This is a genomic window from Sneathiella litorea (genome assembly GCF_009882915.1).
Lineage (GTDB): Bacteria > Pseudomonadota > Alphaproteobacteria > Sneathiellales > Sneathiellaceae > Sneathiella > Sneathiella litorea.
Window position 1 is genome coordinate 624,766 of sequence record NZ_WTUW01000001.1, and the last position, 16,746, is coordinate 641,511.

Consider the following 16,746-nt stretch of genomic DNA (forward strand, 5'->3'; position numbering starts at 1 on the left):
GCCAGTACCTTTTGTATAACAGGCGTTCGCCCATCTTATGCCGTGTGACAGGGTATCGGGTCAAGAGGACAAAAAACCCAGCCTCTTAATCCAAGGTCGCAATTGTATCCGCCAACATGATCTGCTAGATAATGTCAGTTGGTCTTGTCAATAATCCAGGAACAAGAGAGTCATCATATGCCGCAGAAGAAACCCGTCGTTGTTGTTACAAGAAGGCTTCCAGACGTAATCGAAACCCGAATGATGGAGCTTTTCGATACGCGGCTGAATCATGATGATGTACCGATGACCCAAAGCCAGCTGATCGAAGCGGTGAAGATGGCGGATGTTCTGGTGCCAACTGTAACTGATAAAATCGACCTTGGGGTGCTCAGCCAGACGAATCCCAATCTAAAACTGATTGCCAGCTTCGGCACAGGCGTTGACCATATTGATCTTGCGACAGCCCGTCAGCGCGGCATTATCGTAACGAATACACCAGGTGTCCTGACGGAAGATACCGCGGATATGACCATGGCCCTGATTATGGCGGTGCCACGCCGCCTGACCGAAGGGGAACGTATGATGAGGTCTGGTAACTGGAAGGGATGGTCACCAACCAGCATGCTTGGACACCGGATCTGGGGAAAACGTCTGGGCATTGTAGGGATGGGCCGGATTGGCCAGGCCGTTGCCCGCCGCGCACGGGCTTTTGGACTCTCCATCCATTATCATAACCGTAACCGACTGCCTGAATTTGTCGAGAATGAGCTGGAAGCGACCTATTGGGAAAGTCTCGACCAAATGCTGGCCCGCATGGATATTGTATCCATTAACTGCCCGCACACACCGGCAACATTCCATCTTCTCAACGCGCGCCGCCTAGCCCTCCTGCAGCCAAGCTGCTACGTGGTCAACACCTCTCGCGGTGAAGTTGTCGATGAGAATGCCCTGACACGTCTCCTGCGAAACGGCAAGATTGCTGGTGCTGGTCTTGATGTGTTTGAACATGAACCTGCTGTCAATCCGCGCCTTATGGAGCTTGATAACGTTATCCTGTTGCCACATATGGGTTCCGCGACTATCGAGGGACGTATTGATATGGGCGAGAAGGTGCTGATAAATATCAAAACCTTTATTGATGGGCATACACCGCCCGACCGGGTTTTACAGGCAATGCTCTAAAACGGGAATTCTTGCGCTTTCCTTCGTTCTGACGGATCATGCGCCTTTTACTGAAGGGGGGCGCCATGTTTTCGGATTTCGTCACCATTCTCGATCTGGTTGGTGTCGCGGTCTTTGCCGCAACAGGTAGTCTGGTCGCTAGCCGCAAGGAAATGGACCTGATCGGTTTCGGTATGATGGCCACCTTTACTGGCATCGGCGGCGGAACATTGCGCGATGTAATACTGGACCGGCCCGTATTCTGGATTGCAGATCAACGGTACCTGCTAGTTTGCCTGACAATTGCAGTGCTTCTCTTTTTCTTCGCCTCCCATGTTCAAAAGCGCTATGTCGTCCTGATCTGGAGCGATGCAATCGGTTTAGCCGCCTTTGCTGTGCTGGGTGCCGAGATTGCACAATCGAGTGGAGCAAGCCCCATGGTCGCTATTGTGCTCGGTATGATCACTGCCACATTTGGAGGGCTTGCGCGTGACCTCGTCGCAGGGGAGCCGCCTCTTCTGCTTAAACAGGAAATCTACGCAACGGCGGCGCTCGTCAGTGCGACAGTCTATATCATTACCGTCGATAACACAGATATTGCGCCCATCCTTGCCGCCTGCATTGCGATTGGGATTGGGTTCAGTATCCGCGCCGGTGCCATCCTGTTTAGGTGGACTTTACCGCGCTATAGACAGCGCGCGGGAAGGAACTACAAATAGCGCAAATAAAAACGGCGGCTCTATAAGCCACCGTTTGAAATAGGAGTATTTCGTCTAAAGTCTAGACTGTCGAAACTACGGATTTACGACGCTTGCGCCAGCCAATAAACCCGAGTGCAGCAAGACCTGCACCATAAAGAGGCAAAGCAGCAGGAAGCGGCACAGCCGAGACAGTCAAATTCGCATATTCAAATGCGTTGCTTTCAGACGTGAAGCGGATTTCATCAAAAACGCCTGTTGCCATAATAGAGGCAACGATAAATCCAAGACCATTGTTGACGCTGCTAAGCTGACTGTCATCACCAGAGAGGGCGTCTACCCAGTTGCCCTGATAATAAAATTCCAGGCCGTTGTAGGTATCGACAGATCCCCACATGAAATCCACTGCGTAGTATCCAGTGTCGAAAACATAGGAGGCGTAGGAATTTTTCTGTATAGAAGTGTAGGTGCCAATCCCATCGAGAGCGGTCCCCTGCCAAGGCGAGCGGTATTCATTCGGCACAGACGTTGTCAGGTTCTGATTAACCGTGCCAACGGACGTTGTCGGAGCGGGAACGCCTGTATCGGCTGTGGGTACATCAACTGTCCAGGAAATGATTGCTGATTGGGCCGGTAGGGTAAAGGCGAAAGTAAGGCCTGCCACCGCCATAAATGTTTTAACGAATTTAATCATAGTTAGGTACTCCTACTCGTGTGCTAAATCATGCAACAAACGAAAATTCAAAAAATATTATGCCCGACGGTCGAAAAATATTTCTTAACCTCAGCGCATCCTGCGCACCCAAAGTAATGGTAAAGGCAAATTCTCTAATTTAATGACACATAAGTGACAATTTGCCGCCCTATTGTCAACACAATTTAACCAGTATTTACGCAAAAACTCATATAAACTTTTGTAAAATCATGAGAAATTTCTGTCTTTATAAGTGCGATTATATTTTCCACTATATCATTGATATAGTTAATTTTTTTATAATTATAGTTAATCTTTCCTGATTCGATTCAGAGCTTTGCTACCGACAAACGAATTAGCTATCCCAATAGACCACTGTCGCGAATACCATTGAAAATAAATTGCACCGCAAGAGCGGCCAACAGGACACCAACAACCCGGGAAATTACGTGAAGTCCGGTCACACCGAGAAGTTTCTGCACCTGTGTCGCCAGCAACATGAGCAAAAAGGTCAGCAGTATTGTGCCCAAAAGAACGGCGATAACCACGGCCGACAGTAATGTATCCCCTTTTGTATCGGCAACGAGCAATACCGCCGCCCCAATTGCGCCTGGACCGGCTATCAAGGGAGTCGCTAGGGGAAAGACCGATACATCCTTTTTGCCCTGGGCCTCTATTTTTTCTTCATCCGTCGCAGTGGTACTTCCGGAGTCACGCGCAAAGACCATGTCGATCGCGATTAACAGCAGCAAAATGCCGCCTGAGGCCTGTAATGCCGGTAAGGTTATACCAAAGCTGGTCAGCACCGCTTTTCCAAAGAGCGCAAAAAACAGGAGGATGCCGCCGCCAATCAGCGACCCTTTTAGAGCCATCTGCCGTCGTTCACGTGGTGTCGCCTTCACTGTAAGCGCAGCGAACAGGGCCGCTACATCCAACGGCCCGATGGTCGCAAAAAAAGTTGTAAAGGCTACAAGCGCGGTTTCCAGCATTAAATCTTTCACCATCCGGCGGGGTCTTTTGTTACCCTAACCCGCGCGAGCACCGGTCGCAAGAAAGGCTTGCGGCAACCTAGTGGGCTTCGCCCCAGTTATCCCCAATACCCGCATCAACGGTTAAGGGAACGGAGAGCTCGACCGCTGGAAAAGCCGCATCTTCCATGACCGATGTAACGATGGCAGCTGTCTCGTCGACTTCATTATTCGGTACTTCGAATATCAGTTCATCATGGACCTGAAGAAGCATTCGAGCCGAGAGATTTTCTGATTTCAGTGCGTCCGGGAGTCGAACCATTGCGCGTTTGATAATATCAGCGGCGGATCCCTGAATAGGGGCATTAATAGCCGCCCTTTCAGAGAAGCTCCGCCTTGCGCCATTCTTGTCATTAATGCCCGGGAGGTGAATTTTACGGCCAAATAGAGTTTGCACATAGCCATGTTCATGACAAAAGCTTTTTGTCGTTTCCATATAACTTCGGATACCCGGATATTGGAGGAAATACTGATCTATATAGCCTTGGGCTTCAGTTCTAGAGACCCCAAGCTGACGTGCCAAACCAAAGGCGCTAATTCCATAGATAATACCGAAATTAATCGCCTTGGCCGAACGCCGCATCATCGGATCCATCCCCTCCAACGGGACACCAAACACCTGAGAAGCCGTTTTCGCGTGAATATCAATGCCTTCAGAAAATGCTTCCTTCAAAGACGAGATATCAGCGATATGCGCGAGTAGACGCAGTTCAATCTGCGAATAGTCTGCGCTGATCAACTTGTTGCCTTCTTCCGCGATAAATGCCTGACGAAGCTTGCGGCCTTCTTCCGTCCGGACCGGGATATTCTGTACATTAGGTTCGCTGGAGGCAAGCCGGCCAGTTGACGCCGCGGCAAGCGAGAAAGACGTATGTATTCGGCCTGTCTTGGCGTTGATCTGGCTTTGAAGTGCATCCGTATAGGTGCTTTTCAGCTTGGAAAGCTGTCGCCAGTCGAGCACTTTCTGCGCAAGCTCCACCCCTTCGGCCGCAAGCCCCTCCAGCACATTAACATCCGTGGTATAGGCACCATTCTTGCCCTTCTTTCCGCCGGATAGCCCCATTTTATCGAACAGGATTTCACCGAGTTGCTTCGGTGACCCGACGTTGAATTCCTCCCCCGCGAGATCATGAACTTCCGCAACCAATCCTTCCATCCGCGCCCCGAAATCTGAAGAAAGTGTGCTAAGCAGCTTGGCGTCCACCTTAACACCTTCCTGCTCCATTTTGGCGATAACGGGCACAAGCGGGCGTTCAATTGTCTCGTACAGGCTGACAGCCTTAGCTTTCACAAGCTGACGTTTCAACCACTGATGCAGGCGGAGCGTAATATCCGCATCTTCCGCCGCATACTCCGTTGCCTTATCGATGGGAACTTCGGCGAAGGTAATCTGTGACTTCCCGGTTCCGGCCACTTCCTTGAACGGGATCGGGGTAACATTGAAATGAAGCTTGGCAAGTTCATCCATACCATGACCATGCAGCCCGGCTTCCTGACAATAGGAAAGCAGCATCGTGTCGTCGACTGGCGCGATCTCTATTCCTTCCTGCGAAAGGACCACCTGGTCATATTTAATATTCTGGCCAATCTTCATCACGCCAGGATCCTTCAGGAGCGGTTTTAACGCCGCAAGAACATCCGCCTTTGCTAGTTGGTGCGGGTTATCCTCTGTTCCCTTTTCGGCCGCCCCATCAAAATCGAACCCGCCCTGCGATTTCGGATTTACATGGCCCACCGGAATATAACAGGCGTTACCAGGGTGAATTGAAAGAGAAATTCCGACAAGGGATGCCTGCATGGCGTTCAGGCTGGTCGTTTCGGTGTCAACAGCAACATGGCCAACCCGGATTGCTTCCTTTATCCAGGCCTGAAGCGCCTCCATATCAAGGATGGTAGTATAATTGACTGTTTCGACTTTCGGCGCACCATTGCTCGACTCCACTGTTTCACGATCGGGCAACACCGCCGCTTCTTCGCGAAATCCCTCACCGAAGAATTCTGTGACACGGCCAATGAGTTGCTTGAATTCGTTTTCCTGAAGAAAAGCAATCAGATCTGCGGCGCTTGGCATCTGCACAGTCAGGTCCATGACATCGATATCCAGATCCACATCATTTTTCAACGTAACCAGGTCGCGGCTGATCCGGGCTTTGTCTACATTCGCAACGAGCTTTTCACGACGGCCTTTTTGTGGAATTTCTTCTGCCCGTTCAAGCAGGGTATCAAGATCTCCAAACTCATTAATCAGCAATGCGGCCGTCTTGATGCCGATGCCGGGCACACCCGGAACGTTATCGACACTATCCCCGGCAAGGGACTGTACATCAATTACCCGATCCGGCCCGACACCGAATTTCTCCTGCACCTCATCCGCACCGATCAGCTGGTTCTTCATCGGATCGAGCATGGTCACGTCGCCGCCCACCAGTTGCATCAAATCCTTGTCCGAGGAGACAATCACGCATTCCATTCCCTTCGCACGCGCCTGCGCGGCATAGGTGGCGATAATGTCATCGGCCTCAAAGCCTTCCTTTTCGATCGCCGGCACATTGAAAGCACGGGTTGCTTCCCGAACCAATGGGAACTGTGGGATCAGATCTTCCGGCGGGGCATCCCGGTTAGCTTTGTATTCAGGGTAGATTTCGGAACGGAATGTTTTACGGCTGGTATCGAAGATGACCGCAAGGTGGCTGACCCGACCATCCGCCTGGGTATCCTGGATAAGCTTAAACAACATATTGGAAAAACCGAGAACTGCGCCTGTCGGAGTCCCATCGGACCGCGACATAGGCTGCCGCCCTCGAATCATCGCAAAATAGGCACGAAAAATATATCCCGATCCGTCGACCAGATAAATCCTATGTTTTTGATTTGGATCGCCCGTGACGTCCGGTTCGGTCATGCCGCTTTCCCGCCTGTTACTTCAAGTTCCGCAAAAATCAGTGTCCGCCGCCAACTTTCGCGCCAGCCTTCAAAACATAAACCCGGCTGCAGTATGGGCATTCAACCTGGCCTTTATCCCCCATATTGAGATAGACGCGCGGATGCCCAAGCGGTCCTTTTCCGCCATCACAGGCGACCTTCGTGCTGTCAACTTCAATTGTCTCAAAAGCTTGCATAAAGCCGTCTCACTTCTTCTGCTGATTAACGCTGATAGCCAGAGGCTTCTCCGAATTTTCCGGGCTGCTGGCACCGCATGGATGATATCGATTGAACGCGGCGACGCAACCGAGAAATGACGCAATATAACTTTTGCGCCCTCCCGACTAATTTAATCCAGATGAAAAATTTGCGTTGCCGTGCTGACTTCGCTAGTTTCTAGGCGCGCTCGCGTTGACCTTCCGTATATTATTCTCGGTCGATCCGCCAGAAATTTAAAATAGAGTAGAAATTAAGAATGACTGAGACAGCGTCCATAACGCCGGCTTTACTGGTCCACAACCTGACGAAGATATATAAAGTTAAAGGCTCTGCCCCTGACAAAACCGCGTTAAAGGGCATCAACCTAGAGGTAAAGCCAGGATCTTTCTTCGGACTGTTGGGCCCAAATGGTGCTGGCAAATCCACCCTGATCAATATCATCGCGGGACTCGTTAACAAGACCAGTGGCGAGGTCAGTATTTGTGGCTTTGACACGGTGAAAGACATGCGCGCCGCGCGCAGTGCGGTTGGTGTGGTCCCGCAGGAACTCAATCTAGATGCTTTTTTTACGCCACGCGAAGTAATGGAATTTCAAGCCGGGCTGTACGGCGTTCCAACATCGGCGCGACGGACTGATGAAATCCTTGCGGCAATGGGCCTGAGTGATAAAGCAGATGTGTATGCCCGCACGCTCTCCGGCGGTATGCGGCGGCGCTTGCTCGTCGCCAAAGCGATGGTACATCGTCCTGAAGTTCTGATCCTTGATGAACCTACCGCTGGTGTGGACATAGAACTCCGCCAGCAGCTGTGGAGTTATGTCAAGAAACTGAACGACGAGGGAACGACAATTATTCTCACAACGCATTATCTTGAGGAAGCGGAAGAACTTTGCGACACAATTGCCATCATAAATCACGGCGAAGTTGTTGCCTGCGAACCAACGGAATCACTCCTCAGCAAGCTAGATATGAAAAACGTCTGCCTGCTACTCGGTCATGACATCACGGAAGTGCCGGAGAATCTGAAGCAGTTTAATGCAACTCTCACTCATGGCCGGCGGCTTAATATTTCCTATTCCCCGAGCAAGACAGAAATGGCGAAGATTCTTAAAGCAGCAGCGGATGATGGCCTGAACATTATCGACCTGACGACAGAGGAGCCGGACCTTGAAGATGCCTTTCTGCAGATGACATCAGCCGGTTAATGCCACCTCCTCAATTTCATACCGGAATCTAGAGTTGAAAATTGTAAACACCCGTCATTACCAATTGCATAATTCGCCTTCTGCTAATATTATAAATCTCCCCCAAAATATACTTTAACTTTATTGAGGATATGATGACTATTCAACTTGGAGATGTCGTGCCGGATTTTACGCAGAAATCCACTGAAGGTGACATCAGCTTTCACGACTGGATTGGCGATAGCTGGGCTATTCTTTTTTCACATCCCAAAGATTTCACGCCTGTCTGCACCACTGAACTGGCAGAGGTTGCGCGCCTAAAGCCTGAATTTAGTAAAAGAAATATAAAACCAATCGCGCTTAGCGTCGATGACGTGGACAGCCACAACAAATGGCTTGGTGATATTGAAGAAACGCAAGGGAGTGCGGTAAACTATCCGATCCTCGCCGACGCAGACCACAAAGTATCCGATCTTTACGGGATGATCCACCCGAATGCGAATGATACGCTGACGGTGCGATCGGTATATATCATTGATCCGAACAAAAAGCTCCGGCTCACCCTAACCTACCCGGCAAGCACCGGGCGTAATTTCGCGGAAATCCTCCGCGTCATCGATAGCCTTCAACTTACCGAGTATCACAAGGTTGCGACTCCGGTGAACTGGGAAAATGGCGACGATTGCGTCATCGTCCCGGCAATTACCGACCCCGAGGAAATGAAAAAACTCTTTCCAAAGGGCTGGAAGGAACTGAAACCTTATCTTCGGATGACCCCTCAACCAAATAAGTAGGGGCGACTCAGGCTGCAGTAGGCAGTGAAATCACAAACTAAATCGGGCACAATAGATGCCCGGTTTTTTTATTGGAGTTACTGCCGATAATCATGCGATATTGGTGGAAATCAAACAATAGTATGGGCAAATAACATGACTGAAATTCTCTATAGTGGCGGCGATGTTTTTGACGGCACTGGCAATCTTCTCAAAAACCATTCGGTGTTGACGGACGGCGATACGATCAAGGATGTTGCCCCATCAGAAAAATTCACAAACTATCAGGGGGAACGTGTCGATACCAGCGGCGGAACCCTCATGCCCGGAATTGCCGACTGTCATGTTCATCTCGTCTATAAAGGAGAGGCCGATCCCCGCGGTAGCATCGAGGGGGTAAACCCAGGCGAAATCACGCTTCGGGTTCTCGAGAATGCGCAGCTCTCTCTCAAATCCGGCATAACAGCAGTGCGCGACTGCGGTGGGCGCGAATATCTGGAGTTTCCGGTTCGCGATGCCTGCAACAGCGGACGGTTTTTCGGTCCGAACATCATGGCGTCCGGCAAGATGATCTGCATGACCGGTGGCCATGGCAATAAGAATGGTCGTGTGGCCGACGGCTGCGACGAAGTGGTAAAAGCCGTGCGCGAGCAGATCCACGCAGGGAGTGACCTCATCAAGATCATGGCTACAGGTGGCGTCATGACACCCCGCGTCAATCCGGAAGACGCCCATTACTCCGCCGATGAAATGCGGGTCGGCGTCGCGGAAGCGCGCCGGTTTCATAAAACCTCAGCTAGCCACGCCCAGGGTGCCGAAGGAATTATGAATGCGGTAAAGGCCGGAATTACCTCTATCGAGCATGGTATCTTTATGGACCAGGAATGTCTGGATGCGATGATGGAGCGGGGAACCTACCTTGTCCCTACTCTTGCCGCGGTTCAAAATATTCTGAACAACGCTGATAAGGGAATTGCGGATTACGTTGTCGAAAAATCGCGCCGCGTCTTCGAAAAACACAAGGAAAGCTTCAAGATGTTCTATGAAGCTGGCGGCAAGATTGCAATGGGCACGGATGCCGGCACCCCCTTTAACCTACATGGCGAAAATGCGATGGAAATGTCCTATATGGTCGATTGCGGCATGACCCCGGTTGATGCCCTCAACAGCGCAACCTCGGTCGCGCACAGCCTGATGCAGCTCGAAAACCGGGGACAGATCAAGACCGGCTTCAAGGCGGACATGCTCATCGTGAACGGTAATCCGGCGGAAGACATCCTGATGGCGGCCGCGAAGAAAAACCATCGTATGGTCATCAAGAATGGACGGAAAGTCGACTTTCCGTAAATGGACTCGCCGGCGCAATGGCTTTTTTTCTGAGAATTGATTGGCATCAAGCCCAATCCGAACTACGTTGTATATAATTGAACCGTCATGTTCGGAAAGGAGAGTTTCATGTCAATGCAAGCAGATATTGAACGCCTTCAGAAAAAAAGCCTGCGCCGCCGTCAGCGTGTTGAGGGGGAGGCAAACCTCAAAAAAGGCTCATCAGAACTGCGTGACGCAGATCTGATGGTCACGGTAACGGCCAATCACAAGAGAGCTGTGAATAAAGACAAGATCGACAGATTGAAGCGCAGCCGCTGAGATTATGTGTATTTGATCTGAGCTGCCCCCTAAAATCATTGCAACGGTGGATCGCTTGGGCTATAGCAAGGTTCTCATCTCAGCACCCGTAGCTCAGCTGGATAGAGCGCTGCCCTCCGAAGGCAGAGGTCACACGTTCGAATCGTGTCGGGTGCACCAATCTTTTCAATGACTTAAATGTTTAATGATTGAAGAAATTTTCTTCTAGCAATCATATAGCAATCACGCGACGCGAATGGTGTGGCTGGAAAATATGTGCCTATTCTGCTCTGTTAGTAAATCTTTCCCAATTACCTTTTGTTTGTAGTGTAGCGATTAATAACTTAGGCGGTCAGGATATTTAGTGCGCATCACAATCCGAGAATCAAGCAAAGAACTGTATTCTGTTATGTGGCTGAGAAGGCGCCCTTTTTTTCTGGCCCGCTGGTGAGCCCGAGGATGATACCGATCTGGAGACTAAAATCGCTGAATGGGAGGATTTCTATTATTTTGCAAGACCGCATGGTGCACATGGTGGAAAAACACTCAATGAGTAACTCAGGGAAAATCTACAATAAACTTGCGAAGAGTCTCGCGAGTGAGTGTCTATTGTGCTCCGAAGATTTGTAGAATATTACAAAATTTGTAGTTTAGTTACGGGGGGCAGGACATGAGTAACGCAGCAAAAGAAACAAGTTGATTTTGAAACTAACTGCTTGGCGGTAAAATATACCCTAAATTGAAAAATTTGCCATAAAGCTTGTAACTCTGATAACTAGGTTGAAGTAACCATGCTGATTTTCGCGTACTTATGCTTCATAATTTGTGGCACTTGTAAAAGTGAAGATACGATAGCGACAGAGTAATTTATTTAAAGGAGGCTCAAATTGAGTCGCATAGAGGAGGGACTCTCCAGCCCAGAGATACAATCCTATGTATCCGAAAAGCTAGTGGAGCTTCGCAAGCGGCTCTTGGACTCGACACGTCGTAATCCACTGATACACGCCCGCTTTCGGCCAACATCTACGTCGAACTTGCGTGTAATTGATGAGCTACCAGACGTGTTGCGTTTTAATTTGACAAACGGTAATTCCATGCGATTGAGGCCACTTCCCGCTCTAGAAGTAGAACTACCCGATGAGCTGACCAACGAGTTTCTTAATGCATTGTATATCGCGCGTGAGGAGGATGAAGATTATCTTTCACAGGTCGAAGAGCTCGAATCAGCCTCAGAGAAGGCAGAAGAGCAACTCTTCAGAATAGAAAGGGCGCTAAAAGATAAAATTAGGGAGCAACTCGGCCTGCCGCCGCGCCAAACTAAAGATGATCTCTCGCTCACATTGCACGCTAAAAATCATGGCTTAGAACCTAGCTACAGTCTGCCTATGCCGCAAGACGAGCATGAAGATGGTCGCCACCAGGACAAGGATATTCAAACTCTATTATTGCCTGATAAATTAATAAGGGTTGCTAAGGGAATCTTGGAGAAAGGGCGCTCCTTCGAACGAGAAACTGGCGTAAATGTTCTTCACGCGGCGTTTGGACTTCTCGAATGGAAAGATCCCTCAGAGGATACAAATTTTTTAAGTCCGCTGCTGTTGCTTGAGATCCGCATTGAACGGAAACAATCTGCAAGTGGGGCAGAGTTTTATGTTTCCGGGGTTGATAAGGTTTTTATCAACACCACGCTTGCGCTAAAGCTTTTCTCTGAACATAGGTTAACTATCCCGGAATATGAAACTGGTAGCATCGAAGAATATTTTGAAGAGATCCAGAACAAAGGTCCGCAAAGTTGGCATTGGAAAGTTCGTCGTGAAGTAGTTTTTGGGATATTTCCTTCTTCAAAAATCGCAATGTATCACGATCTAGACCCAAAAAAGAGGCCAATTGCTTCACACAAATTAATCGCAAGACTCTTGGCAAGCTCTGGAGGTGGTGACGGCGCGTATGCGGATGTTTATGAAACCGACGATCCTAAAATATCTAAAAAGGTTCCGTACCTAATTCTTGATGCAGACGCCTCACAATACTCAGCACTTGTTGATGTTGCGGACGGACAAAGCCTAGCAATTGAGGGTCCACCGGGTTCCGGTAAAAGTCAGACTATTGTCAATATCATTGCGGCCGCACTTGCCGATGGTAAGAAAGTATTATTCGTAGCTGAGAAATTGACAGCGCTTGATGTAGTAAAAAACCGCTTACACGCTACAAACCTTGCGGAATTTGTTTTACCTCTTCAAGCAGGCCGCGGTACTAGAGAGAAAATTTACGAGAGCCTACAAGAGCGACTTTCAGTTAGTCGTGGATCTAAAAGATTCCAAATTGATTTCACCAATCGCAAGGACGCATTAGAGGGACACCGCTCGATACTAAAAGGCTACTTGGATGCTTTGGGATCTAAGTTTGGCGCCACTGGCATGACAGTTTATGAGACGATTGGCCATGGAATTGAGACAGCTGAGATTCTCAGAAAAATCCCAAAAGAAGTACGCCGAATCCGTATATTGAATCCAGAAGAATTGGGCCCCAATTCCATGGAAGCGATCGTCGCCGATGCTGAAGCCTTTGCAGAACGACTAAATAAGATTCATCAAATGCCCAAACTCTGGCTTGCCTCTAGCGCCCCAGTGTTAAGCCGAGACGACGCGGAAGACGCAAGTGACACTGCAGGCCAGTTAGCGAATGAATTAGAAGCTTACATTCGTGACATAAATGCCTCTAGCTTAAAACCCTTTGTTTCAATCTCGCCATTTGACGATGACATTGAAAAAATAGACTCATTTCTAAAGATTATTTCCGCTGAGGCCAACCGCATTAACCCGTCGAACGTAGAGACTCTTGTCAATTCGGAGCATCGTCAAGTTGTGCAAAGACTTTGCGGCCAACTCCAAGAACGTCGCGTAGCTTTGATACGGTTGGAACGAATCTTGCGCGATGTTAAAGGCTGGAATCTTTTAAACCGTCTTTTGTCTGCGCGTGACTTCGCGGCTGCTAACGGTGAAAGCCTCTCCGCTTTGACCCACAAAAATATAATTGAAGAAATTGAAAAGCAAATAATAGTTGAGGAAAAGGTCGTTGTTCTGGCTAAGGCGCTGCCTCTAGTTTGGACTGAAAAGCCTGGCGCAACACTTAATCGTATCCGCGAAAATGCCCGTACTCTCCGCGATTTCCCAGAAGCTATAAAAAAACTTAGGAGATTTGACGAAGCTCGCCAAATTGGAAAGCTTGCTACCGAACTTATTGATACTGTACGAAAGCTTGCATCAGAGCTTGGGCAGATACAAGAAAGTCTCCCTAACGCAGATAATCATGATCCAGCGCAGATACGAAATGCTGCGCGAACTATTCTTGATGCTGGTGCATTCCGGTTCCTTTCAAGCAAGTTCAAGCATGCAAGAAACACTTATCGTAATACCCTCCGAGGTCGGCTTGTGGACGACCGATATATAATGGCGAATAGGCTTGGAACGTACGCCAATTGGCTAGAAAGGCGACGAAACTTTGAAGGCGACAAAAGATATATTTCTGCTTTTGGAGACATATTCAAAGGGCTTGCAACCAATCTTAGTTTGATCGACGAGACAGTTGCTTTTTATCGAAAAACACAAGAGATATCGAACGACGACAGAGATCTCCGGCGCGCGATTGAAGAAGGTAGCATTTCAGAAATCGAAACGTTTTGCGCCCTTGAGTTCAATTTGGACATGACTTTGGCTGAGTTAGAGGTTCATGTTGAATCCCAAAAAGTCATCCTTACCAAAGAAAAAGATCTTTTGAATGAGGCCGAGGAGCATTTAACTCTTTTCAAGGATCAAACAAGTTTTAGCCTAACAGATCTTGAGCAGACAGTAGATCTTGCAATGCAAGTCAAACAACTCTCTGAATTGATCGAGACCTCTGAAGCAGGAGACATAATTGGCTCACAGTTTGCTGGTATAGAGACAAATTCTGAGATTTTACAAAATGAATGCGCTTTGGCCGAATTAATTTCGGCGACACCTGCGCCAGCTCAAGCAATCTCAATTATGCGGTCCGGCACAGCGTTGGAACTATTACGAACGCTTGATGAATTTCGAGGTCGGCGCAATAAAATCGGGAATATTTCTGAAGAACTTTGGACTTTACTCAATTTACCTGAGCACATGCGCTCAGCGACTGGGCTCTATGAACATTTGGACGACCTAAAGGCCGCCTCCGGCAATCCTGACGCGCTTCTCGACCGTGCCCAGATCAAAAGAGCAGAAGACGCGCTTCGCAATCGGGGCTTCAACGTGCTTGTAGATTGGATTATTGATGAAGAGGTCGATTTCGATACCCATCTTCTAGGACCAATAGTGCGATCTATCATTGCCAAAAACATGGCGGATAGAGTGTTTGAGTTGCATGCTTCCGTGCTGAAAGGTTATGACGGGCAGGATTTTGATCGTGTTCGTAAGGAAATTTCTGCTAAAGATCATGAGCTTATACAAATTTCGCGCGATGTTATCCGAAGCGAGCTTCTCGCCAATGCCAATCCACCCGTCGGCAACAATCTCGGCAGAAAATCTACTTTTACGAATATGAGCCTCATCATTAACGAGATGAATAAAAAAAAGAACCGAATTGGAGTTCGAGAACTAACACACCGTGCAGGTGAGGCATTGCTTGAACTCAAGCCATGTTGGATGATGTCGCCGCTTGCGGTTGCGCAATATCTGCACGAAGGACTGGAATTTGATCTAGTAGTAATCGACGAAGCATCTCAAATGACGCCTGAGAATGCCATTGGCGCGATCAGTCGCGCGCGGCAGGCGGTAGTCGTAGGTGATACGAAGCAATTGCCCCCTACGAGCTTTTTCCAGAAGGTATTGGATGACGGCGATTTAGATGAAGACCTACGAGAAGACAGCGAGAGTATCCTCGACTTGGCGAATATTGCGTTTACACCTATCCGTCAACTACGCTGGCATTATCGGTCTCGGCATCCATCTCTTATACAGTTTTCGAACCAATGGATGTATAAAGGTGAGCTGACGATATTCCCGTCTGCACAAGATAATAATTCAGCACTTGGCGTTGAACTCGTTGAAGTGCCGGGCGTATATAAATCACGTCGAAATGAGATTGAAGCTGCTAGTATTGTCAAAGCTACAATACAGCACATGACGAACTGGCCGGATCAGTCATTAGGCATTTGCGCAATGAATTCGGACCAAAAGGACCTAATTCTTGAGGCGTTTGAACGCGAGCGCGATCGCAACCCCAAAGTTCAAGAGTTCATTGCATTTTGGGAAGAAGAGAATGATGGGCTCGAAGAATTCTTCATAAAAAATCTCGAGACAATTCAGGGGGACGAAAGAGATGTTATGTTTATCTCGACACTATACGGTCCTGAAAAGTTTGGCGAACGGGTCCTTCAAAGATTTGGGCCAATTAATTCGGCGCAGGGTCACCGACGTCTAAATGTACTTTTTACTCGGGCTAAAAGAAAGATAGTCACGTTCACATCTATGAAGCCCAGCGATATTATTGTCGATGGAAGCAAAAATGTTGGCGTACAGATGTTCCGGGCTTGGCTTGAATACAGCAAGACTGGCAGTATTTCGGAGCCAAGTGGTGACCGTAGAGAAACAGAAAGTCCCTTCGAAGATTTTGTTTTTCGACAAATTGAGGCGATGGGTTGTGTCGCTGTGCCACAGGTAGGTGTCGCTGGCTTCCGTATCGATCTTGGCGTACGGCATCCGGACTGGCCATATGGATACATACTTGGCGTTGAGTGTGATGGGGCCACATACCATTCTTCTAAATCAAGCCGCGATAGGGACCGACTAAGACAGGAAGTTCTGGAAGGACTCGGCTGGAATCTGCATAGAATTTGGTCAACTGATTGGTTCAGAAATCCGCAAAACGAAATTGAAAAGTTGCGCGAAGCGATAAATAGACATCTTGAGGCCGCTAAAAGCAGTGTGGATGTTTCCTCAAAGCGTCGCGCCCAAGTGGAGCCATTAAGTGATATTGATGAGACCTTCTCGAAATCGGAGCGATCTTCGAGCGAACTGACCACCGTCAAAAAAACACGCCCCTCGCAAGTTAGCTTACCAATGGGCCCGGCGCGGGATGATCTTTTTTCAGATCGACCAGTAGAAGAAGGACGGACTAAAGTTGTTCAAGGTGTGCCAATGGGGCAAGTTGCGCCGACCGTTGCGGTCGGTAGCAAAGTAAAAGTCGAAAATTTGAGCGATGGCGGCAAGAAGTTTGCCTTTAAGCTGGTGCAAGGCCTCAACAATCCTGAAGAAGGTCTTATTGGTATTCACACGCCGCTTGGAGCCGCCTTAATTGACGCCCAATTAGGAGATGAAGTCGAATACCAAGTCGGCTCATATATCAAGGAAGTACGTGTTATTGAAATCAGTTGATAATACTATTGCCGACACGCCGATAATGGAAATGGCGCGACTATAGAACGACTATTGAAATTATG

The 16,746-nt window shown here is 48.7% G+C and carries 11 protein-coding genes and 1 tRNA gene; 8 read left to right on the forward strand and 4 right to left on the reverse strand.

The window, feature by feature from the left end; all coding sequences use genetic code 11:
- The first annotated feature begins 177 nt into the window (after window positions 1-177).
- Together GQE98_RS03065 and GQE98_RS03070 are read left to right on the forward strand one after the other, a co-directional pair.
- Window positions 178-1,164, forward strand: coding sequence for a 2-hydroxyacid dehydrogenase (locus tag GQE98_RS03065; RefSeq protein WP_161314063.1), 987 nt, complete (start codon window positions 178-180; stop codon window positions 1,162-1,164).
- A 65-nt stretch (window positions 1,165-1,229) separates the two neighbouring features.
- The gene (locus GQE98_RS03070) at window positions 1,230-1,862 is read left to right on the forward strand and encodes a trimeric intracellular cation channel family protein (protein ID WP_161314064.1); all 633 of its coding nucleotides are present in this window, start codon (window positions 1,230-1,232) and stop codon (window positions 1,860-1,862) included.
- 61 nt (window positions 1,863-1,923) lie between these two features.
- Here GQE98_RS03070 and GQE98_RS03075 read toward each other — a convergent pair whose 3' ends face one another.
- From GQE98_RS03075 to GQE98_RS03090, 4 genes are all read right to left on the reverse strand, one after another.
- Window positions 1,924-2,535, reverse strand: coding sequence for a VPLPA-CTERM sorting domain-containing protein (locus GQE98_RS03075; protein ID WP_161314065.1), 612 nt, complete (start codon window positions 2,533-2,535; stop codon window positions 1,924-1,926).
- Between the two features lie 359 nt (window positions 2,536-2,894).
- Window positions 2,895-3,524: a MarC family protein gene (locus GQE98_RS03080; protein WP_161314787.1), complete on the reverse strand. Its 630-nt coding sequence runs from the start codon at window positions 3,522-3,524 to the stop codon at window positions 2,895-2,897.
- Window positions 3,525-3,603: 79 nt separating this feature from the next.
- A complete protein-coding gene (polA, locus tag GQE98_RS03085) occupies window positions 3,604-6,465 on the reverse strand; it encodes a DNA polymerase I (RefSeq protein WP_161314066.1) in 2,862 nt (953 codons plus the stop codon).
- A gap of 37 nt (window positions 6,466-6,502) precedes the next feature.
- Window positions 6,503-6,682: a zinc-finger domain-containing protein gene (locus GQE98_RS03090; protein ID WP_161314067.1), complete on the reverse strand. Its 180-nt coding sequence runs from the start codon at window positions 6,680-6,682 to the stop codon at window positions 6,503-6,505.
- Window positions 6,683-6,960: 278 nt separating this feature from the next.
- On the opposite strand from GQE98_RS03090, the gene GQE98_RS03095 reads away from it, so the two are divergent.
- The 6 genes from GQE98_RS03095 to GQE98_RS03120 all read left to right on the forward strand — a co-directional run bounded on the left by GQE98_RS03095 (window position 6,961) and on the right by GQE98_RS03120 (window position 16,681).
- Window positions 6,961-7,908, forward strand: coding sequence for an ABC transporter ATP-binding protein (locus tag GQE98_RS03095; RefSeq protein WP_161314068.1), 948 nt, complete (start codon window positions 6,961-6,963; stop codon window positions 7,906-7,908).
- A 134-nt stretch (window positions 7,909-8,042) separates the two neighbouring features.
- The gene (locus tag GQE98_RS03100; RefSeq protein ID WP_161314069.1) at window positions 8,043-8,681 is read left to right on the forward strand and encodes a peroxiredoxin; all 639 of its coding nucleotides are present in this window, start codon (window positions 8,043-8,045) and stop codon (window positions 8,679-8,681) included.
- A gap of 135 nt (window positions 8,682-8,816) precedes the next feature.
- Window positions 8,817-10,007 carry a metal-dependent hydrolase family protein gene (locus GQE98_RS03105; protein ID WP_161314070.1) on the forward strand — a complete coding sequence of 397 codons (1,191 nt, stop codon included), beginning with the start codon at window positions 8,817-8,819 and terminating at the stop codon, window positions 10,005-10,007.
- Between the two features lie 108 nt (window positions 10,008-10,115).
- Window positions 10,116-10,307: a hypothetical protein gene (locus tag GQE98_RS03110; protein ID WP_161314071.1), complete on the forward strand. Its 192-nt coding sequence runs from the start codon at window positions 10,116-10,118 to the stop codon at window positions 10,305-10,307.
- Between the two features lie 82 nt (window positions 10,308-10,389).
- Window positions 10,390-10,466 (forward strand) — tRNA-Arg (locus tag GQE98_RS03115).
- A gap of 707 nt (window positions 10,467-11,173) precedes the next feature.
- Complete coding sequence (locus GQE98_RS03120) at window positions 11,174-16,681, forward strand: DUF4011 domain-containing protein (RefSeq protein WP_161314072.1); 5,508 nt, start codon at window positions 11,174-11,176, stop codon at window positions 16,679-16,681.
- The last annotated feature ends 65 nt before the right edge of the window (window positions 16,682-16,746 follow it).